Below are 18,986 nucleotides of genomic sequence, written 5' to 3' on the forward strand. Positions count from 1 at the left end.
GGTCACCGGCCTCGAACACTGCGACAAGGTGATCGAGATCGACCAGTCCCCCATCGGCCGCACCCCGCGCTCCAACCCCGCCACCTACACCGGCGCCTTCACCCTCATCCGCGATTGGTTCGCCGGCCTCCCCGAATCCGCCGCCCGCGGCTACAAGCCCGGCCGCTTCAGCTTCAACGTCAAGGGCGGCCGCTGCGAAAAGTGCCAGGGCGACGGCCTCATCAAGATCGAGATGCACTTCCTCCCCGATGTCTACGTCACCTGCGAGGAATGCGACGGCCGCCGCTACAACCGCGAAACGCTCGAGGTGAAGTTCAAGGGCCTCTCCATCGCCGATGTGCTCGACATGACGATCGAGGACGCCGAGGAATTCTTCAAGGCCGTCCCCCCGATCCGCGACCGCATGCACATGCTCAACGAAGTCGGCCTCGGCTACGTCAAGGTCGGCCAGCAGGCCACCACGCTCTCCGGCGGCGAGGCGCAGCGCGTCAAGCTTGCCAAGGAACTCGCCCGCCGCTCCACCGGGCAGACGCTCTACATCCTCGACGAGCCCACCACCGGCCTCCACTTCGAAGACGTGCGCAAGCTCCTCGAAGTCCTCCACCGCCTCGTCGATCAGGGCAACAGCGTCGTCGTCATCGAACACAACCTCGATGTCATCAAGACCGCCGACTGGCTGCTCGATCTCGGCCCCGAAGGCGGCGTCCGCGGCGGCGAACTGGTCGCGGAGGGCACCCCCGAAACCGTCGCCAAAAACCCGCGCAGCTTCACCGGCCACTACCTGAAGCCGCTCCTCTCCCGCTAAAGCCAAGAAGCCCTCTCCCCCCCCTCCTTCGGGGAGAGGGTTGGGAGAGGGTTGGGAGAGGGGGTGTTCAGCGCCGCACCCCAAGCAACAAAACGCCACACCGCAGCAAACCAACGCCGCCGCCCTCCTGCTATGCGCCGCGCAGTCGCACCCACTCCGCAAGACGCAGACGTCAGGATCTGGCCCCATGAAAACCGCCCACCCCGCCGCTCTCGCGGCCGCGCTCACCCTCCTCGCGCCCGCCGCCGCCCATGCGCAGAGCACGCCGCAAGCCGCCCCCCAGCGCCCCCTCGGCCCGCCCCCGCAGCCCACCTGGACGCTCACCGTCGGCATGGTCCCGCTCGTTGCCCCCGCCTGGCAGGGCTCGCGCGATTATGCGCTCTCGATCTTCCCGGACATCCGCGTCGCCTACAAGGACGTCGCCTTCGCCTCGGTGCAGGAAGGCTTCGGCGTCAATGTCATCAACCGCGATGGCTGGAAGATCGGCCCCATCGCCCGCCTCCGCTTCGGACGGCGTGAGAGCACCGGCGGCTCGCCCTTCCTCGTCACCGGCGGCAGCACGGCCCTGCGCGGCTTCGGCAACATCGGCCTCGCCGGAGAATTCGGCGGCTTCGTGCAATATAGCCCGACACGCCGCCTCGCCCTGCGCACCGAACTGCGCCAGGGCACCGGCGGCCACGAAGGCCTCGTCGCCGAACCCTCCATCCGCTTCACCGATCGCGCCGGCCCCTTCCGCTATTCGCTCACCGCGCGCAGCACCTTCGCCAGCGCCAGATACACGCAGGTCTACTTCGGCGTGACGGCGCAGCAAGCCGCCCGCGCCGGCCTCCCCGCCTACCAGACCGGCTCCGGCCTCGTCTCCGCGGGGCTCGGCGGCACGCTCACCCGCCCGCTCGGCAAGCGCGGCCAGCACGGCGCGCTCACCCTCCTCGCCGGCTATGACCGCCTCGGCCATGTCGTCGCCGATAGCACCCTCATCCGCCAGCGCGGCCGCCGCGATCAGTTCACCCTCGGCCTCGCCTACGGCTACCGCTTCACCTGGAAATAACCTCCAAAGAAAGCCCCCTCCTCTTCAGAGGAGGGGGTTGGGGATGGTGGCGCTAACCCCCCTTTAAGCCAATCCCCCTATCCTCCCCCCGCGCGCAGCAAAGGGGGATCTTCATGCGCCTGTGGTACCTGATGATTCCGGCCATCGCCCTTGGCAGCATCAACGCCGGCTACTCCGCGTGGCGCGCCAGCCCGCCCAGCAAACTCACCGAATTCCGCGCCATGTGCTTCGGCAAGGTCGAAGCCGCCGGCCTCTCCCGCAGCGAGAGCATCCCGCTCTGCAACTGCCTGATCGGCAAGGCCCGCTGGTACAAGTGGAGCCACTGGGGCGCAGACTACACCCGCGAAGTGCACATGCAGTTCGCCCGCGAATGCATAGATCAGGTCGCCGCCGCCTCCCGCGAAACCGCGCCCGGCTGGGGCACCTTCACCAGCGGCCCACCCCGCAGCAACCGCCCGCTCACCGGCCCCGGCTCCGGCTGGGGCGAAGCGCCCGACGCCGATGAGGATGAGGAAGACACCGCGTCCGCCGAGCGCTCCTACACCAGCCAGACCAAGCAATACGGCGATCCCGGCTACGGCTCCGAATAACCCCCGCGCGCGGGTTCGGTAGGAACCTCCAAGGTGTAGAAGCAAAGAAGGGGGCCATCGCCCCCTTCACCCCCGGCACTGGCAATGTGGGCGCTCACCCCGCACCAAATCGTGAGGGCCGCCCGATCCCGCCCCATTTTTGCGGCACGCACAAAAGGGGGAGGTGGCGGCCCGAAGCGCTGACGGAGGAGCAAGAACCTCACTGGGACGCGGAGGGGATAGAATGGCGTGATCGGCCAAATAGCAAAGCCGGCCTTCTTAGAGCCCCAACGCAACGAAGGTAAGTGGGAGTGAAGCCTACATATCAAAGATTGCGCAATATCGTTTTGAAAGCGCTTCCATCTGTTTCGTGAATCAGACAGAGTGATCAGATGCCAATGAAACCAAAATACTTTCAGCGTATGCCAGGAGGTGGCTACTACACACCTGTGTTTTCAGTGGAACGGCTACGGCAATTATCTAAGATAATTCCTTTTTCTGGCGAGGATGACAGAACCTACGCTTTGGCCTTGATAATCTTGCGGCTCTGCTTTGGCGAAGATTGGCTTGAGAAGCACATCCTTAGTGAGCCTCAAGATGGCTACTTTGCGCGGCAGCTCGCTGATATAAATGGCTCAGCTCGCGTTATGCAGAGAGTACGCCGAGCGGCCGAACTAGTTTTCAATCTTGCAGGTTCTATTGGAGTTGAAGCACCATTTGATCAAATTGCAAATGGTGAGATCGAGTCGGGAATATCTGAGCTTGAAGTTGGAAAATTATTAAAGAAATCAGGAATTAGATTTCGTTATATCTGGCCATCAGGTGTCAAAGGTGAAAGCTATGACTTAGAAATTATGCTAGAAAATGGATACATTGTTTTTTGTGACACTAAATGTAAAATTGAGAATAGATTATTTTCAAAGAAGGGAATTCAAAATTCTTTAAAAGAAGCGAGTTCGAGAAATCTTCCTCGAGGGTATCCTTGCGCAATTTTTCTAAAGGTGCCTCATGAATGGGTTGCGGAGCAAGAAATATTCTCTCAAATAGAAAACGAAATATGGCGATTCCTCGGTAGAACTAGAAGAATTGTTTGTGTGCAGTTATTCTCCGTTATCGTGGATGCGAAAGATAACATTTTGATGGAGCGGGATTGGGGATGGGAATACGTAAAATAAAAATCATGATTTTGACACAGGTTTGAATTGGCTGATCTTTAATACCCAATGGGGTCCGCTTCCTAATTTGGGAAAATGGATGGCATTGAGGGATATTTTGTAGATAAAATTGTCGATTATTATGTAAGTATAGATCATGATAAGAAATTTCTTCGAAGTAGAAGGATAAGGTTTTTTTCCTGAGATAACCAAACGGTACGCCGTGCTAGCTGTACGAATACCCCCTGTCCTACACACCCCCACCCATGCCACAATGATCCCGTTTTGTTCCAAGGGAGTCGCACGGCATGGCACAGCACAATTCCAGCGGGTTCGGGCGCGGGTGGATACCCATGGAGCGCGATCTCGGGCTGCCCGATGATAGCAACCCGTTCGCTCCCCTCCCGCCTGCGGGAGGGGCTGGGGGTGGGCCGGAGCTATGTGCGGCGTATGGGGCGGCCCACCCCAACCCCTCCCGCTTGCGGGAGGGGCTTTGCATGTCGCTTCCCTTCACGCCGGATCGCCGCGTGCGCTTTCTCCATCACCTTGCCGTCACCGGCAATGTCCGCCGCGCCTGTGCGTTGGTCGGCGTCTCGGCGCAGGCGGCCTATGTCCACAAGCGGCGCGATGCGGCCTTTGCGCATGGTTGGCATGCCGCGCTGCTCCTCGCGCGCGATGCGGCGGAGGAGGTGCTGGCCGAACGCGCGCTGCATGGGGTGGAGGAGACGATCTTCTACCGGGGCGAGGCGGTCGGCAGCCGCGTCCGCTTCGATGCGCGCCTGCTGCTGGCCCATCTCGCCCGGCTCGATGCCCACGCCGATCAGGCCGCCGCCGATCCCGCCACCGGCATCGCCGCCCGCTTCGATGAATACCTCGCCGAACTGCATGGCGCCGGGGAGGCCGGCCCCGAACCCGCCTTCGCGCCGCCGGACGACGATTTCGAGGCCCCGCCGCAGTGGACCCCCGCGCACCCCGCGCGGGAGGACGCGCTCTATGCCTTCCCCCCGCGCGTCGAGGACCTGCCTGCCGAAACGCTCGCCGAGCTGAACCTCGACGCCATCGATCCGCGCGATCTCTGGTCCCATGCGCTCGCCCACGCCCAGCGCCAGGCCGAAACCGCCGCCGCCGCCAGCTGGGATGCCGCAGCCCACGCCCGCCTCGCCGCGCTCGATATGCTCTTCGAAGAACGCGACGTTCTGGGTCCTCCCCCTTTTCACGAAGTGCAAATGGCCAGCGAGCCCTCAGATCCTCCCCGTTTTCACGAAGTGGAAATGGGGAGGGGGACCGCCGCCGCAGGCGGTGGTGGAGGGGTTATCCCGTCCTCCCCCGCAGAAGGGGCCCCGCCTGCCGGCGAGACCCCTCCCGAAATCCGTCCCGAAGCGCCCATCGAAACCAAGTCCGCGAAAGCGCTTCAGGACCCTGTCAACCGTGTCAACTTGCCCGCCGGCAGACCGGCGCGGCCCGCCCGCTCAGCGCCTGCCGGCGGTCAGAGGATGAAGTCGTCCGCGGTCAGCGTGCCTTCGGCGGCGTGGACGAAGAACGTCTCCGAGGTGCCCGCGTTGTCGATCACCAGCGTGACGGCGTAGGTGTTGTCCTCGAGGCCGAGCTGGAGCACGAGGCTGCCCGCCGCCGGGGGGGAGGTCAGCGTTTCGCCGGTGTTGTCGATGAAGGTGAAGGCCTGGTCGCCCGCGGTGCCGGTATTGGCGTCGATCCAGTGCAGGTCGATCTTGTCGCCCTGGGCCTGGCTGAAATCGGTGACCCAGTCGTAGTCATTGCCGCGCAGCTGGAGGAAGCTGCGGAAGTCGAACCGGTCCGCGCCGGTGCCGCCGCTGAGCGAGTCGCTGCCGCCGCCGCCGACGAGCACGTCGTTGCCCGCGCCGCCGATCAGCACGTCATTGCCCGCGCCGCCCGAAAGCCCGTCATTGCCCGCGCCGCCGATCACGTTGTCGCTGCCGGCATTGCCGTAGAGCGTGTCGTTGCCGCCGTCGCCGATCAGCGTGTCGTTGCCGGCCATGCCGGAGATCAGGTCGCGCCCGCCGTAGCCGCGCAGCGTGTCGCGGCTGTCGCCGCCGGTGATGATGTCGTTGCCGCTCCACGCCAGCTGGTTGATCGTCTCGGTGTCGCCCTCGGCAATCGCGTCGCGCAGCGCGAGGCCATCGATGCTGTACCCGGCGCCGATGGTGTAAATGGTCTCGCCCTCGCCGGAGATGACCGCGTTGACCGTGCCGTTCCACGCGCCGTCGAAAGTGCCGTCGGTCGTGAACGCCACGCCGCCGCCGCCGAAGTCATAGACCATCGACTTGTTGTCCATGCTCAAATACGCGCCGGCCGGGGCATAATAGAGGAGGGTCGAAAGAAAGTCCGCGTCGAACACATTGGTGTCTCTGTCATCGACGGTGAGGTAACTGTTGTAGGTTGCCATCGCGCTGCTCTCCCTTTTTCACGCATCGGAGAAGGTATCAGTAGACTTGCTTATGCGTCAACGCGGGGAGGGCGCGGGTGTTCCGGAACGGATCACCGCTGCTTCGGGGCGGATCGTCTTGTCGCTGTCATCAACAGGTCACCGTGCTGCAACAAACCGTACCTAGGCCTGAACCCCAGATGAACAGTTGCATGCCCCTGACGGACGCGGCTCCTTGCGGGCGAGAGGAAGGCCCCGCAATCGCGATGTCACGCAAGGCATCCATCCTGCTCTACGAACCGAACCTGACCATCCTGAGAATGATGAAGTTCAATCTCGAGATGGAGGGCTTTCACGTCCTCGAGGCAGACGATCCCGCCGAGGTGACGCGCCGGATCGGTGAACAGGAACTCGATCTCGTACTGCTCAACTGGAGCGAGCCGGGCGATGGGTGCATCGATCTGTGTCGCGCGGTGCGCCATGCCGATGGCGTTGGCTATCTGCCGATCATCGTGGTTTCGGCCGCGCGAGACGAACGCGAGCGGCTCGGCGCCTACGATGCGGGCGCCGACGATATCGTGGTGAAGCCCTTCTCGCTGCCCGAACTGCTCGCCCGCATTCGCGCCATCCTGCGCCGCACCGCGCCCGCCATCAGCGGCCGCGTGATCCGCATCGCCGGGGTCGAGATGGATATCGACAACGGCACGGTGAAGCGCGACGGCGCCCCGGTGCGGCTCAGCCTGATCGAGTTCAAGATCTTGCGCTACCTGATGGAAAACGCCGGCAAGGTCCGCACCCGCGAACAGATCCGCAATGCCGTCTGGGGGCGTGACAGCTTGATCGAGATCCGCGCGGTGGACGTGCGCATCACGCGCCTGCGCCGCCGGCTCAACAGTGACAACCGCCCCGATGTGATCCGCACCGTGCGCTCCGTTGGCTACGCGCTCGGCGATCAGCAACCGCGCGTCCGGTCGGCGGAACCGCGGCTTGATGGGGCAGAAGCCTGAGAGCCGGGGCCTGAGCGCTATGGCTCAGGGTGTCGTCAGCCGCCCCACCGTGTCGCGGTCGAGCGTCCCGCTTGGTGATATCCCGGCGTTCGACTGAAACTCGCGGATTGCCTGCGTCAGCAGATCGGGATCCTGCGCGTCGGCTGCATTGGCAAGGAAATGCAGGCTGACCAGCCGGTCGACAATCCGCTGCACCGTCGCGCTGTCGAGCACGCCCGATCCGGCGGGAAGCGCCGCTGCTGCCGGTGGTGGGCTGGAAGATGCGGTTGGCGCAGGAGGCGGTGCCGGCACGAGATCGAGCGGCAGGGGCACTTCGGCAGCCGCCGGCTCATCCGGAGCATGCACCGAAACGGCGGTGCTCAGTTCCGGCGAGGTCGCAGCGCTCTGGGCGAGCGCGGTGCCTTCGCCAGCCGGCAAGACAAGGGCTGCGGCGAGCAGTAAAGGCAGACCGCAGGGACGCAGGCCCATTGCCGCCATATGCGCAGGCTCAGTTCTTGAACGTGCCGGTAGCCGTTGTCTGGCCGGAATTGCTGCCGGTGATGGTGTTGCCGTTGATCGAGTTCGAATCGCCATTGATCTGGTTGTAGACGCAATAGCCGCACGACGTCACCGAGCGATACATCGAGGTCACGTCCTTGCCGATCGTCTGGATCTGCGCGTTCTCGCCTTCGGTCTTGTGCAGCAGCGCCGAGTTGATCGCCTGCGTCGAGCTGCCGTTGGCGCCCATCGTGCCCCAGGCGCTGGTTGCGGGGCCGGCGAGCGCCGGAACCTGCGCCGTGCCCAGCACGAGCGCGATCAGGGCAAGCGCGGCGGTGGTCTTGGTCGGGTTCATGGTGATGATCCTTCCTGCCTTTGGGGCGATCACTTGGATGAGGTGGTCTTGATGGAAATGACGTTCGAGAGCCCCGTCGCCGAGATGCTCTGGCTGTTGTTGCTGCCGGCAAACGAACCGCCCGTCACGGTCGCGCGCACGTTGACCGTACCGGAATTGGTGCCGCTGAGGCGCGTGTTCGAAACGCTCGCGGTATAGGTTCCGACAGGCTGACCGTCCGTGCCGATGTTCGCATCGTTGATGCTGTAGTTCGTGGCGGCGCCCTGCGCAGCAAGGTTGCCTGCCGAATTGTCGATCCCGCCCGCGATAGTCGGATTGGTGACATTGCCCCGCAGCGTGATTTCGCCCGAGTTGATCGCGTTGAGATCGGAGTTGCCGTTCTGGACGATCTGCGCAGAAGCCGCGCTGGCCAGCAGCCCAAACGCTGCGGCGCAGCCGAGCGCCGAAAGGCGGGCAATCATTGCGGGCCGTGCATCTGCCATTTTCAAACCCTTCACGAACGACGCGAAACCAGACTTCACACCTATTCACACAAACGGGAAAAGGAGGGGCGCGTGGCCCCTCCTCCCTTTGGTCTTTCGGGCGCCCGCAGTAGCGCGGACACCCGTGTCAAGCTTACTGCGCGCCGACCAGCGTGCGGGTAACCGACTGCGACGCCGAAGCGCCGACCGCGGCCGCCGAGATCGAGTTGCTGAAGCCATCGGCAATCGACGGGTTCGACAGACCACCCGAGACACCGACAACGCCGGTGTTGAACGCGGTCAGCGTGATGCCGCCTTCAGCCGTGCTGGCGACTCCGGTCAGACCGGCGCCCGAGTAATCGGTGACCGAGAAGGTCTGCGAAGCCGAGGCACCGACGCCTGCGATGCTGATCGAGTTGCGCGAACCGCCATCGATCGAGCCCGAGGTGCCGAGGTCGACGGTGTTGCCGATCGTACCGTTGTTGGTGCTGTTCACCGTGATCGCCTGGAAGCTGACCGCACCGGCAGCCGTGCCCGCACCCGTGTCATACACGTTGTTCGAGTAGGACACCGAAGCCGACGAGCCGACCGCCGAAGCGCTGATCGAGTTGCCGTTGCCCGCACCTGCAATCGCCGCTTCGCTGATCAGCGTCGGGGTACCGGCAGCGCCATCGCTGCTGAGGGTGACGAGGTTGCCACCGTTGGTCGAGTCGACCGTCAGTTCGCCCACGGTCGCGTTGAATTCGCCGATCACGCCGCCGCCATAGGTGCTCGAGTTGAGCGAGAACGAAGCCGACGAGCCGAGCGCTGCAGCGCTGATCGAGTTGCCGTTGCCGCCATTGACCTGCGGGGTGACGATACCGGCATCGGTCAGACCGACCGCGACAGTGCCGTTGTCCGAGTTGGTCGAGCTGATCGCCGCACCGTCGGTCAGCGTCAGGTCGAACGAGTCAAGCGACGAGCCATCACCGCCAACCGTGGCCGAGAACGAAGCCGAGGCCGACGAACCGACACCGGCAACGCTGATCGAGTTGCCGAAGCCCTGGGTCACGGCAGGGGCATTGAAGCCGGTGGCGAGGATCAGCGAGACAGTGTTGTCGTTACCGCCGGTCAGGCTACCCTGATCGACTTCGACGTCGCCGTCAGCCGAACCCGAAGAAACGGCGAGCGAATTGGCCGAGAACGCATAGGTCTCACCAGCGGTGGCCGCACCGCCGACATCGCTCAGCGTGGCCGAGCCCGAAACCGAGGCGGACGAGCCGACTGCAGCAAGCGAGATCGAGTTGGCGCTGCCGTCGGCGATGATGGCGCTGCCGATCACGTCGGTGTTGTTGAGCACGGCCGAACCGTTGCCCGCGCCAACAGAGATCGTGCCGTCAACGGTGAGGGCCGCAGCACCACCGACGCCCGAGTTGTTCACCGAGGTGAACGACGACGAGGCCGACGAACCGACCGCCGAACCCGAGATCGAGTTGCGGAAGCCGGCCGAGATGAGCGCGGTGTCGATGCCCGCGACGGCGCCCGGGTTCACCGGGTCGACCGTGGTGGTGTCGGCGGTGTTGGCGGCCGTGACGGTCACGTCGCCGGTGATGGCCCAGCTGTCAGCAACCTGCGCACGCGCCGTGCTGGCGGCGAAGAAGGCAGTCGCGCTCAGCAGCACGAGCTTCGTCTTGTGAATCTTGGTCACGTTTATACCCCTATTCTTTCGTTTATACCCCGTATCTAGCCCCGTAGGTACTAGCACGAGCGCATTGGCCACCTTGGTTGAAACATTGGTGACGGTTTGAAGAATGGCCGGGTTTTTTTCCTTCATTGATCTGTAACCAAGCCTGTTTCGGGACGGCGACGGGGCCCCGAACCAGCATCAATTCTGGTTGCGCCGCGACGTGCCGGGATCGCCGGCAACCCCGGTAACTGCACCTTGTGCTGGCGGATTCTGGGGCGCGGGGGCCGCCGGGGGCACATCGCGGCGGTTGCCATGGGCGCTGGCTGAGGACTTTTGCTGAGGGCGATCCTCAGTAGTCTTCACCTTGTGCACGGCCTTCAGATTTTCGACCATCCGGCGGCAATCATCGGGCACGATCGGCATGCTGGCGAGCACATCGGCCACCGCCAGCGCGATCACGTCCCGAGTCGCTTCCTGCAGACGCTGCTGATCGGTGAAGCCGATCGTCCCGGTCACCAGCTCGCCCTTGCCCTTGCCGAAGATGCGGGCGACGCCCACGCCGGCATCGCGATAGAACACCTGCCGGTTGAGCGAGCTGATCGCCATCGTCATGCGATCGCCCGGGCGGTACATCTCCGCCGAGACCTCGAGGCTGGCACCGCGCACGTTGTAGTAGGGACCGATCCCGCCGGCGCGCACATCCATCGAGGGACCGCCGATGAAATCGAGCGCGGTGAACGCAGTCGAGATGATGAAATTGGGCACCCGCGTCTGCTGTTGCGTGGCGAGTGCGGAATCGAGGCTCGACCCGCCGAACTGGCGCAGCGCACGCTCGGTGTTGAGCTCGTAGTAGTTCATCGAGAGCCCGCCGGCGCGGATCACCGCCTCCGATGCCCAGATCGCGGCGGTGCCCTGCGGCAGAAACGAACCGGTCGCGCCTTCATAACCGTAGGAGGACTTGCCGGTGCCGTCCGAATGGACCGCGATGCCGAAGCGGATGCGGTTGAGCACATGGCTGTCGCGCATGCAGGTCAGCGCCTGCATGATGCCTTCGCTGGGCGTGCTTTGCGCCGAAGGCGGCGCTTCCGAGAGCGTGACCCGGCTTCCGGTGCCATAGGGAATGCCGCAGCCGCCCAGTGGTGCCACGAGCGCAGTGGAAAGCACGAGCAGCAAGCCCCTCCGCCGCAGGGCAAGATTCGCGGGCGCAGCGCTTGGGCGCGTTCGGCTAAGGCTTGGCATGCCGCAAATATCCATACGGTTCATAAGGTTCGCTTGTCGTGGAGCCCCGGGCAGCCCCCCTGAGGGCCAGTGCGTATTATCGGGCGATTCGGACAGTAAGATTACAGCTGCGTGTCAGGTGACCGGGCGATGTCACAAATCCGGACAGGTTGCCGTTTCCCCCGCACCACCGCTTGCGCCTCAGCGCGGCTTGCGCGGCACGGGCGGATTGAGGGCCACGGTGCATTCACCCATGTAGATGCGCTTGAGGTCATAGGTCGTGAGATCGCCGGCCGTGCCCAGGAACATCCGTGCAGTGCCACGGACCGGATCGTAGTCGCTCACCAGGATCGTCTTGAACCGGCCAGTCGGCGTGGTCTTGGCAAGCTCCACCCGCTCCGGCCACAGATCGACGACGCGGTCGAACGCGCCGGGTGCATCGGCGGTGATGCCATCGGGATCTTCGGTCACGCGCGTGCCGGGATCGACAGCCTCGGCCTCTTCGGTCGCGTCGGGCGGCGGCGTGGTCCGCTGGGCGATAGCGGGCAGATAAAGGCTCAGACGGTGGTGCGTGTCATAAGTAATGTCGTCGAGCGTCTGCTGCTGCTCCGGATTGAAATTGGTCGCATGGCCGAGCGTGCACGTGACAAGGCGGGCCGGTAGCCGCGCCGGCTCGGCGGCGGCGCTCGAGGCCGCCAGAAGCGCTGCGGCAAGGGCGGCAAGGCAGCGCAGGCTGCCGGAACGCGGCGAGGGAATGGGCATGATGTTCGCTATCCGACGGGTTCGCATCCCCGCGCTGCTAGGAACCAACCGTGACTCTGCCGTGACGATACGCAGCCTTGTGGGTCTGCCCGCAGATCGGGCGCGTTCTGGCACACTTCGCGCAGCTGGTGGGGCGGCCGACTGGAAACTGTCGCACAAGCGGCGTACTGGAATCGCGTGACCAGCCTGCGTTTCCGACGTCCGAAATCGCCGCCACGCCGCGCGTTCCTCGCGGCAGCGGCGAGCTGTGCGCTTCTGCCGATTGCCGCACAGGCCGAGCCGGCGCTTTTGGCCCCCCTCGCGGTGCCGATTGCCCCTACGCCGGGCTCGATTGGCGCCGCGCCCGATGCCGTGCGCGAGGATGCTGCGCGCTGCCTCACGCTCGCCGTCGCCTATGAAGCGGGCAACCAGCCCCGCGCCGGGCAGGAAGCGGTTGCCGAGGTCGTGCTGAACCGGCTGGCGCATCCTTCGTTTCCCAAGAGCGTGTGCGGCGTTGTCTGGCAGGGCTGGCGACGCGGGACGGGGTGCCAGTTCACGTTCGTGTGCGACGGGGCGCTGACGCGGCGGCTGGACGACCGCACGATCCGCGCCGCGCGCATGGTGGCGCAGGCGGCGCTGGGCGGCACAGCGCCGCGCCGGGTTGCGGGCGCGCTCAATTACCACGCGACATATGTCCAGCCAGGCTGGGCCGCTGCGCTCGATCCGGTCGGCCGGATCGGGGCGCATGTCTTCTACCGGCCGCTCGCCGGGGGACAGGCAGAAGGCGCCGCAATAGCCGGGCAGGCTGCCGCCTGGGAAGAACCGGATCACAGCGTGATCGCGCGGGCCTGGGCGCGTTACCGCGGTGTTGACGAAGGGCCGAGCGCCGCGCCGCTGCTGCCGCCTCCCGCCTCCACCCAGCCTGCACCGAGGCCCTTTGCGCCCTGGGGCCTTCCGCTTCGGCCCTGAACCCCACTGGCCCTGAGCTCTACTGGCCCCAGCGCAGCACATAAGGCTGGCGCGGCTTGCCGGTGATCTCCACCACCACGCGGCGCTGCGCCTGCGCGCTCCCGGAGCCGCGCGCAACCGCGATGATCGTCACCACCCGCCCGCTCCAGTCGGCCGGGTCGTTGATGGCGAGCGCGGGGCGCTGGCCGGCAATCTCGCGCTGGCGCTCGATCACGTCGGGTGAATTGCGATCCCCGTCGTTCATCACCTGGATCGCCAGCGGATCGGCATAGCGCTTGTCGAACGAGGTTCCGTTGACCTCGACCGTGGCGACCCGCGCGATCCGCTCGACCAGCGCGGGGGTGAAACCGCGGATGTCGCCGAGCTCCTCGACGCTCTGCGGCGGGCCGTTGCGCGAAGCAAAGCCGCGGGGGAGGTAGGTATCGGTCTCGGCACCGTTCGCGCGGGGCTCGTCGTCCTGGTCGATCCAGTCGTCGAAGCTGTCGCGCAGCGTTTCCACTTGCGCTTGCGGCAGGCCAAGCGCGCTCATCAGCCAGCCGATGTTCTCGCCGTCGATGCGGTTTATCATGATCTTGCCCGCTTCGTCCTCGATGCGGATGGCGACAGGCACGCCGCCCCAGCTCTCGTTGTAGGTCCGCCCGTCGATCGCCCAGCGCGAGGCAAGGCCCGGCCGGGTGAGATTGGCGAGCGCGATCTCCACCCCCGCATCGGCGGCGGCGATGAGCCGTGCGCGCGTGGTTTCCGCCTCCAGCGTATCGAGCCGCGTCGCGGTGAAGGCCGCTGCCCCCGCCGCGACCGCCGCCATCACGCCGATGCCCGCCACCACGGCGAGCATCGCGTAGCCGCGCTCGCGGGGTCCGGGGCGCTGGGACTGCATCAGGGGATCTTGCCCTTGGTCTTGAACGGCTCGACCGACTGGATCTTGGCCCGCAGTTCCTCGGTGATTGCGGTCATGTCATCGGGCGTGCGCAGGACATGGGGCTTGATCAGGATGATCAGCTCGGTGCGCTTTTCCGAGTTGTCGTTGTTGCCGAACAGCAGCCCGCCAAGCACCGGAATGCGCGAGAGGATCGGCAGGCCGTTCTTCCCGAAGCTCTTGTTGTCGCGGAAGAGGCCGCCGAGCGCGATAACCTGCCCGTCCTGCACCGAAACCGTGGTGGCAACGCGCCGGGTGGTGATCGTCGGCGAGTTGGTCACCCCGCTCTTGGTCGGCTGGACGTCGCTGACTTCCTGCGAGATGTCGAGCAGCACCGCCCCGCTCGCGTTGACGCGCGGGGTGATCTTGAGGATCACGCCGGTATCGCGGTACTCGACCGAGTTGGCCGAAAGCAGATTGCCCGAGCCGCCGCCGCCGCCCAGCGGGGTGACTTGCTGCGACAACACCGGCACCTGATCGCCCACCTGCAGCGCGGCGGTCTGGTTGTTGAGTACCATCAGCTTGGGCGCAGAGACGACCTTCACCGTGGTGCGTCCCTCCAGCGCATTGAGCGTCGCGCGGATGTCGTTGCGGTTCGAATAAAAGAACGAGAAGCCGGGGAACTGCCGCGTCGGCGCGCCGGTCTCGCCTTCGCTGAGGGCGAAGTTGGCGTTGCCCTGCTGGAAGTTCCACTGCACCCCGTAGCGCAGCGCGTCATTGAGCCCGACTTCCGTGATCGCGGCCTCGATCATCACCTGCAGCGGCGGCACATCGAGCTTGCGTAGCGCATCCTCGACGATCGCGTAGTCATGGCCCGAGCCATAGACGACGACGGCATTGTTCACCTCGTCCGCCGAAACGCGGACCTTGAGGCCAGAGCCGCCGGCATCCTGCCCGTTGCCGCCGAAGCCGCCGCTACCGATGCCATTCTGGCCCGCTGCAGGGGTCTGGCGCGCCGGTCCGTTCTGACCCTGCGCGGCGCCATCTGCGCCGCTGCGCGGTTCGGGGGCGAAGGGATCGGGGTTCTCCGAAAGGCCGCCGCTGCTGCCGCCGCCGCCGAGGCCGAAGCTGGCGTTGAGCGTCTTCACGAGATCGCGCGCGCGGCTGTTCTGCACGCGGTAGACGTAGAGCCGCGCCTCGTTGCTGGTCCCTTCGCGGTCGAGCACCTCGACCCAGCGGCGCACATCCTCAAGATACTGCTTCTGCGCGCTGATCGCGATCACACCGTTGATCTTTTCCATGCCGATCAGGCGGACAAGCCCGCGCGTCGGTGCATCGGGCGCGTTGATGAGCTTTTCGAGCTCGGGCACGATCAGGCGGCTGTCGAGGTTCTGCGGCACGTAGAGCGCGAAGGACATCGAGCGCAGCCAGTTGACGTCGAACTGGGAGATCACCTCGTGCACGCTCTTGCGTTGGGCCTCGGTGCCCGCGATCACCAGCGCGTTCTGCGTGGTATCGAGCGACTGGACCGCGCCGGGCACCACCGTATCGAGCAGCTTCCTGAGCTCCTCGGCATTGGCGAACTGCAGCCGCACCGTCTCGCTGCCGAAGCCGCGATCGGGGAGGAATTCGGTGCCGCGCGCCTTGGCCGCGTCGACCGTCATGATGCGGTAGCCGGTGCCTTCCCACACCATCGCGAGGTTCGCCTTCTTGAGCGAGGCCTCGAACAGATCGAGCAGCTGCTGGCGGCTGACCGGCCCCGCCGTCGTCAGGCCCACGTCGATATCGCCCTCGACGCTGACGGTATAGGGAATGCGCAGCGTGTCGCGCAGCACGATCTGGGCAAGGGTGCGCACGTCGGCGCTGGGGATGGTGAACTCGATGTTGCCCTTGGGCGCGGTGCGGGTGCTCTCGCCGCTGATGCCGGGGAGGGCAGGGGCCGGCTCGGTGCCGCCGACAAGCGCCGTGGTGACGCCCTCGGGACGCGGGCTGGGGGCGGTCGGAGTGGCGGGCAGCGCCCGCTCGACCGGTTGCACCGCCGCTTTGGGCGCGCAGCCCGTGACGGCCGCGAGCGCGAGGGCCGAGATGCCGACCAGGTGGATCGTGGGGTGCTTATTCACTGTCGCTCTCGCTCTCGCTGGAATCTGGGGCGGAATTTCCCGCCGGTGCACTGGCGCCGAAGCCGATGCGCATGATCTTGCCGGCCTTGCGGAAGCGGGCGCCATCCGCCTCGATCCGCAGCAATTGCCAGCCCCGGTATAGGCCGCCCGGCGCCATGCGCAGCACACGGCCACCTTCCTCGCGCAGCAGCAGCGCCTGTGCCCGGCCGACGCGTGCTGCACCCAGCACGAAGGTCCCATCGAGCGGACCGACCGGTTTCGGCGCCACTGCACCGGGGCTTGCTGCATCGAGTTCAGCCACCCGCGCACCGATCACGCGCAGCGGCGAGAACAGCGAGGCGCGCCCGCTCAAATCGGGCGCGCCGACATCGGTGATCGCTGGCAGGCGCCGGTCCGGCGCGCGCGCAACGCCGATGGCCGGCGGCACGGCTGCGCCTTGCGGCAGCGCCAGTTGCAGCGCGGCGCCCGCCAGCAGAACCAGCGCAAGCCCCGCAGGCAGCAGCGCACCGTTCGCCCTATCGGGCCGGTACGAAAGGAGCCGTTGCTTCAAGTCTGACATCCAGCAGGTCCGATTTGTAATTGGTCAGGGCGTCGTCGGCGATAACGGTAAGGCCATCGACCGCGAGCGCGGGTTTCATGGCATTGAGGCGGGCAAGCAGGGCGGCAAGCTGGGCATGGCTCATCCGCATGTCGATCGCGGCGCGCGCCCAGCCTTCCTCGGCAGGCACGGCCTCGGAGGCCTTGATATCGCCGCCGAGCTCCTGCACCGCGGTTTCGATCCGCTCGCGCAGGGCCTCGCTCGCTTCACCGGCATCGGAGGCGGCCATGAACAGTGTGCGAATCTCGCCGGTCTGCCGCTCTGCCTCTGCCTGCAGCGCGCCGAGCGAGCCAATGCGCAGCTCGTTGGCATGGAATGTCTGGACCAGCGCCTCGCGCCGTGCCGCACGGTCGCTGAAGCCCGAGACGACCGGGCCGATCACGATTGTCAGCACCAGCGCCACGGCCAGCACGAGGATCAGCACGGCGATGAGCTTGCGCTCGCGGGCAGACATCGGCCTCATGCGCCGCCCTCCGCGCGCGGAGTGAGCACCAGATCGAACGGGCGCCCCGTTTCGGTTTCGGCCACAGCTTCGGACCGGCTGGCGCGCACATTGGCGAACAGGCCCGAGGCCTTGAGCACCGAGACGACGTTGACGCCGGGGGCGGCATAGCCTGCGAGGCGCAGGGATTTCCCGTCCCATTCGAAGCGCTGCACCCACGCGTTTGCAGGCAGGGCACCGCCGACCATCGCCATCAGCCGCAAGGGCTGGTGCGAAGCACGCCGGGCATTGAGCGCCTGCACCACTCTGGCGTTGCCCATGACCCGGTCCTCGATCCGCCGCACGGCGGTGAGGGCAGGGGACTGCGCGTCGACCAGAACCTGCAGACGGTCCACCTGCTGCTGATCGCGCAGCACCGCGGTGCCGATGTTGACGAGCACGAGCACGGCCACAGCCGACCACCAGAACCGGGCCACTGCGGGACGAGGCGGCAGCAACCCGGCCTTGCGCATCGCCGGCGCCAGATCGAAATCAAGCCGTTCGCCCGCTGCATCGAGCGGGCCCAGCTGCGCTGGCACAACCCCCGCCGCGCGCGCGGCCTCGGCAATCTCGCGCGCACGGCTGATCGGCAGGGCACCGACCTGAACGCGGAGCATATCGGCGCCAGTGCCCGCTTCATCGGCCGGGCCCACCGTTCGGATGCCGATCACCACGCTGTCTGCCGGGACCGGCATGATGCGGTCTGCATCGAGCGCAACCAGTGCGGCAAGATCGCTCTGCGACATGCGCGGCAGGGTCAGCGTGCGCACGAGGCACAGCTCGCCCGGGATAACCAGCGCCTCGACCCCCGCCCGGCTCGCCGCCGTCACCGCGCCGTTTTCGTAGCGGTGCCACGCGGTGAGGCTCCGGCCCCGGACAAGGCCTGCCGGAAGCAGTCCTTCGAGTTCGCGGACCCACCAGTCAAACCCGCCGCGCGCCAGTCGCGCCAGCGTCGTCATGTCGGAATTGAGCAGTTCGGAAAGGTTCACTGGGCCTCTCCGCAGTCAAGGCTCTTGCGGCCATCCTGGCAAGTAAGTCGCACCCCGCTCATCGGCCGCACCATCAGCACCGGCCAGCTGCGCGAATCCCCTTCGGCAAAGCCCAGCCGCACCCGCACGAGCTTCGGGGGCTGGGCGCGGTTCTGCCAGCTGTCCTGCCACAGGTCGCGTCCGGTCAGCCAGTCTGCGCCGAAATAGGCAATGTCCATCCACTGCACCCCTTCGAGCAGCGGCGCGGCATCCCAGCCTTCCACCGATGGCAAGCGGATATCATTGCCCGCCAGCAGCGGCGCCGTGTAGAGCACCAACTGGCCGCGATTGGTGCGCCGCAGACGGATCGCCTGCAACTGGTGCGCGCCGTTGGCGGCAAAGCCCGGGGCGGTGAACGTGATCTCGTCGCGGCGGCCGACCATCGCGATCGTATCGCCCAGGCCGCGCACGTCGATCAGCGCGCGCAGCTGTTCGATCCGCGAACGCAGAAGATTCTGCGCCGCAACGACTTGCTCGATCGCTTCGCCCTGACGCCTCGACGCGCCGTCGAGCCGGGCGATGAGCTGGATGACTGCGGCCAGCAGCGCCGAGATCATGCCAAACAGCGCGAGCGCGACCAGCATCTCGGCCAGCGTGAAGCCGGCATCGCGCCGGCGAGCGGGATTGATGGCAGTCGCGAGCATCATTGCTGCGCCTTCAGCGTGGTCAGCCGCGCCAGAACGCGGCCCGTGGCGGCATCGCTCACCGCCACGCTGACGGTCTCGAGCGGGAGGCCATCTGCCGCCTCGCCCGAATAGCCCTCGTTCGCGATGGCCCAGGCATAACGGCCATCGGCCCCGCGCGCCGCAATGGGTGAGGTCACGCCTGGCACGCTGGCTGCCGCCAGCACCGAGCGGGCGAGCAGCAGCGCCTGCCGCTGCTCTGCGGCGGCCGAGGCAGTGCGGCCCATCTGCCATACCGAATCGAACACCAGCGCGGCCATCAGCGCGGCGATGGCCAGCGCCACCAGCGCTTCGACAAGCAGAAAGCCGCGCTCGCGCGGATCGGGCTGCAGGGCTCGGGTCTGCATCG

Annotated in this window: 21 protein-coding genes; 7 read left to right on the forward strand and 14 right to left on the reverse strand. The window is 66.1% G+C overall.

What is annotated here, in order from left to right; translation table 11 throughout:
- From Q0082_RS07950 to Q0082_RS07970, 5 genes are all read left to right on the forward strand, one after another.
- Nucleotides 1–805: ATP-binding cassette domain-containing protein (locus Q0082_RS07950; RefSeq protein ID WP_298191348.1), on the forward strand; the 805-nt coding region annotated here is incomplete at its 5' end.
- A 187-nt stretch (nt 806–992) separates the two neighbouring features.
- Nucleotides 993–1,853, forward strand: coding sequence for a MipA/OmpV family protein (locus tag Q0082_RS07955; protein ID WP_298191349.1), 861 nt, complete (start codon nt 993–995; stop codon nt 1,851–1,853).
- A gap of 113 nt (nt 1,854–1,966) precedes the next feature.
- On the forward strand, nt 1,967–2,443 hold the full coding sequence (locus Q0082_RS07960) for a hypothetical protein (RefSeq protein WP_298191350.1): 477 nt from the start codon (nt 1,967–1,969) through the stop codon (nt 2,441–2,443).
- Nucleotides 2,444–2,820: 377 nt separating this feature from the next.
- Nucleotides 2,821–3,597, forward strand: a complete 777-nt coding sequence (locus Q0082_RS07965; protein WP_298191351.1) for a hypothetical protein — start codon at nt 2,821–2,823, stop codon at nt 3,595–3,597.
- A 476-nt stretch (nt 3,598–4,073) separates the two neighbouring features.
- A complete protein-coding gene (locus tag Q0082_RS07970) occupies nt 4,074–5,162 on the forward strand; it encodes a hypothetical protein (protein ID WP_298191352.1) in 1,089 nt (362 codons plus the stop codon).
- Here Q0082_RS07970 and Q0082_RS07975 read toward each other — a convergent pair.
- Nucleotides 5,063–5,998: a calcium-binding protein gene (locus Q0082_RS07975; RefSeq protein ID WP_298191353.1), complete on the reverse strand. Its 936-nt coding sequence runs from the start codon at nt 5,996–5,998 to the stop codon at nt 5,063–5,065. The two genes, Q0082_RS07970 and Q0082_RS07975, sit on opposite strands and share 100 nt — an antisense overlap.
- A 245-nt stretch (nt 5,999–6,243) precedes the next feature.
- On the opposite strand from Q0082_RS07975, the gene Q0082_RS07980 reads away from it, so the two are divergent.
- Nucleotides 6,244–6,984: a winged helix-turn-helix domain-containing protein gene (locus Q0082_RS07980; protein WP_298191354.1), complete on the forward strand. Its 741-nt coding sequence runs from the start codon at nt 6,244–6,246 to the stop codon at nt 6,982–6,984.
- Between the two features lie 24 nt (nt 6,985–7,008).
- Here Q0082_RS07980 and Q0082_RS07985 read toward each other — a convergent pair whose 3' ends face one another.
- The 6 genes from Q0082_RS07985 to Q0082_RS08010 all read right to left on the reverse strand — a co-directional run bounded on the left by Q0082_RS07985 (nt 7,009) and on the right by Q0082_RS08010 (nt 11,923).
- Complete coding sequence (locus tag Q0082_RS07985) at nt 7,009–7,452, reverse strand: peptidoglycan-binding domain-containing protein (protein WP_298191355.1); 444 nt, start codon at nt 7,450–7,452, stop codon at nt 7,009–7,011.
- A gap of 19 nt (nt 7,453–7,471) precedes the next feature.
- The gene (locus Q0082_RS07990) at nt 7,472–7,816 is read right to left on the reverse strand and encodes a hypothetical protein (RefSeq protein ID WP_298191356.1); all 345 of its coding nucleotides are present in this window, start codon (nt 7,814–7,816) and stop codon (nt 7,472–7,474) included.
- Between the two features lie 29 nt (nt 7,817–7,845).
- On the reverse strand, nt 7,846–8,298 hold the full coding sequence (locus tag Q0082_RS07995; protein ID WP_298191357.1) for a hypothetical protein: 453 nt from the start codon (nt 8,296–8,298) through the stop codon (nt 7,846–7,848).
- A 133-nt stretch (nt 8,299–8,431) separates the two neighbouring features.
- Nucleotides 8,432–9,964 (reverse strand): hypothetical protein, encoded by a 1,533-nt coding sequence (locus tag Q0082_RS08000; RefSeq protein ID WP_298191359.1) that lies wholly within the window; start codon nt 9,962–9,964, stop codon nt 8,432–8,434.
- A 177-nt stretch (nt 9,965–10,141) separates the two neighbouring features.
- On the reverse strand, nt 10,142–11,089 hold the full coding sequence (locus Q0082_RS08005; protein WP_298191361.1) for a hypothetical protein: 948 nt from the start codon (nt 11,087–11,089) through the stop codon (nt 10,142–10,144).
- Between the two features lie 273 nt (nt 11,090–11,362).
- On the reverse strand, nt 11,363–11,923 hold the full coding sequence (locus Q0082_RS08010) for a hypothetical protein (protein WP_298191363.1): 561 nt from the start codon (nt 11,921–11,923) through the stop codon (nt 11,363–11,365).
- Between the two features lie 177 nt (nt 11,924–12,100).
- Here Q0082_RS08010 and Q0082_RS08015 point away from each other — a divergent pair, with 177 nt between their 5' ends.
- Nucleotides 12,101–12,871, forward strand: coding sequence for a cell wall hydrolase (locus tag Q0082_RS08015; protein ID WP_298191365.1), 771 nt, complete (start codon nt 12,101–12,103; stop codon nt 12,869–12,871).
- 19 nt (nt 12,872–12,890) lie between these two features.
- On the opposite strand, the gene Q0082_RS08020 is transcribed toward Q0082_RS08015, so the two are convergent.
- Genes Q0082_RS08020 through Q0082_RS08050 form a run of 7 tightly spaced genes read right to left on the reverse strand, consistent with a single transcriptional unit; the run spans nt 12,891 to nt 18,984 of the window.
- Nucleotides 12,891–13,748: a type II secretion system protein GspK gene (locus Q0082_RS08020; RefSeq protein ID WP_298191367.1), complete on the reverse strand. Its 858-nt coding sequence runs from the start codon at nt 13,746–13,748 to the stop codon at nt 12,891–12,893.
- Nucleotides 13,748–15,847 carry a type II secretion system secretin GspD gene (gene gspD / locus Q0082_RS08025; protein ID WP_298191369.1) on the reverse strand — a complete coding sequence of 700 codons (2,100 nt, stop codon included), beginning with the start codon at nt 15,845–15,847 and terminating at the stop codon, nt 13,748–13,750. The genes Q0082_RS08020 and gspD overlap by 1 nt, the downstream gene beginning before the upstream one ends.
- Complete coding sequence (locus Q0082_RS08030; protein WP_298191371.1) at nt 15,840–16,397, reverse strand: hypothetical protein; 558 nt, start codon at nt 16,395–16,397, stop codon at nt 15,840–15,842. Before Q0082_RS08030 ends, gspD begins: the two co-directional genes overlap by 8 nt.
- Nucleotides 16,363–16,908 carry a type II secretion system protein GspM gene (gene gspM / locus Q0082_RS08035; RefSeq protein ID WP_298191372.1) on the reverse strand — a complete coding sequence of 182 codons (546 nt, stop codon included), beginning with the start codon at nt 16,906–16,908 and terminating at the stop codon, nt 16,363–16,365. Before gspM ends, Q0082_RS08030 begins: the two co-directional genes overlap by 35 nt.
- Nucleotides 16,905–17,915 (reverse strand): PilN domain-containing protein, encoded by a 1,011-nt coding sequence (locus Q0082_RS08040; protein WP_298191373.1) that lies wholly within the window; start codon nt 17,913–17,915, stop codon nt 16,905–16,907. Before Q0082_RS08040 ends, gspM begins: the two co-directional genes overlap by 4 nt.
- Nucleotides 17,912–18,601, reverse strand: coding sequence for a prepilin-type N-terminal cleavage/methylation domain-containing protein (locus Q0082_RS08045; RefSeq protein ID WP_298191374.1), 690 nt, complete (start codon nt 18,599–18,601; stop codon nt 17,912–17,914). The genes Q0082_RS08040 and Q0082_RS08045 overlap by 4 nt, the downstream gene beginning before the upstream one ends.
- A complete protein-coding gene (locus Q0082_RS08050) occupies nt 18,598–18,984 on the reverse strand; it encodes a prepilin-type N-terminal cleavage/methylation domain-containing protein (protein WP_298191376.1) in 387 nt (128 codons plus the stop codon). Before Q0082_RS08050 ends, Q0082_RS08045 begins: the two co-directional genes overlap by 4 nt.
- Nucleotides 18,985–18,986: the final 2 nt, after the last annotated feature.

It is taken from the genome of Novosphingobium sp., from assembly GCF_027489515.1.
Classification (GTDB): domain Bacteria; phylum Pseudomonadota; class Alphaproteobacteria; order Sphingomonadales; family Sphingomonadaceae; genus Novosphingobium.

Coding starts and splice junctions, on each gene's coding strand:
- Q0082_RS08045 (WP_298191374.1), bottom strand. CDS start 18,601: ATGATGCTCGCGACTGCCATCAATCCCGCTCGCCGGCGCGATGCCGGC.
- Q0082_RS07955 (WP_298191349.1), top strand. CDS start 993: ATGAAAACCGCCCACCCCGCCGCTCTCGCGGCCGCGCTCACCCTCCTC.
- Q0082_RS07970 (WP_298191352.1), top strand. CDS start 4,074: ATGTCGCTTCCCTTCACGCCGGATCGCCGCGTGCGCTTTCTCCATCAC.
- Q0082_RS07990 (WP_298191356.1), bottom strand. CDS start 7,816: ATGAACCCGACCAAGACCACCGCCGCGCTTGCCCTGATCGCGCTCGTG.
- Q0082_RS07985 (WP_298191355.1), bottom strand. CDS start 7,452: ATGGGCCTGCGTCCCTGCGGTCTGCCTTTACTGCTCGCCGCAGCCCTT.
- Q0082_RS07975 (WP_298191353.1), bottom strand. CDS start 5,998: ATGGCAACCTACAACAGTTACCTCACCGTCGATGACAGAGACACCAAT.
- Q0082_RS07965 (WP_298191351.1), top strand. CDS start 2,821: ATGAAACCAAAATACTTTCAGCGTATGCCAGGAGGTGGCTACTACACA.
- Q0082_RS07995 (WP_298191357.1), bottom strand. CDS start 8,298: ATGGCAGATGCACGGCCCGCAATGATTGCCCGCCTTTCGGCGCTCGGC.
- Q0082_RS08050 (WP_298191376.1), bottom strand. CDS start 18,984: ATGCAGACCCGAGCCCTGCAGCCCGATCCGCGCGAGCGCGGCTTTCTG.
- Q0082_RS08010 (WP_298191363.1), bottom strand. CDS start 11,923: ATGCCCATTCCCTCGCCGCGTTCCGGCAGCCTGCGCTGCCTTGCCGCC.
- Q0082_RS07960 (WP_298191350.1), top strand. CDS start 1,967: ATGCGCCTGTGGTACCTGATGATTCCGGCCATCGCCCTTGGCAGCATC.
- Q0082_RS07980 (WP_298191354.1), top strand. CDS start 6,244: ATGTCACGCAAGGCATCCATCCTGCTCTACGAACCGAACCTGACCATC.
- Q0082_RS08020 (WP_298191367.1), bottom strand. CDS start 13,748: ATGCAGTCCCAGCGCCCCGGACCCCGCGAGCGCGGCTACGCGATGCTC.
- gspM (WP_298191372.1), bottom strand. CDS start 16,908: ATGAGGCCGATGTCTGCCCGCGAGCGCAAGCTCATCGCCGTGCTGATC.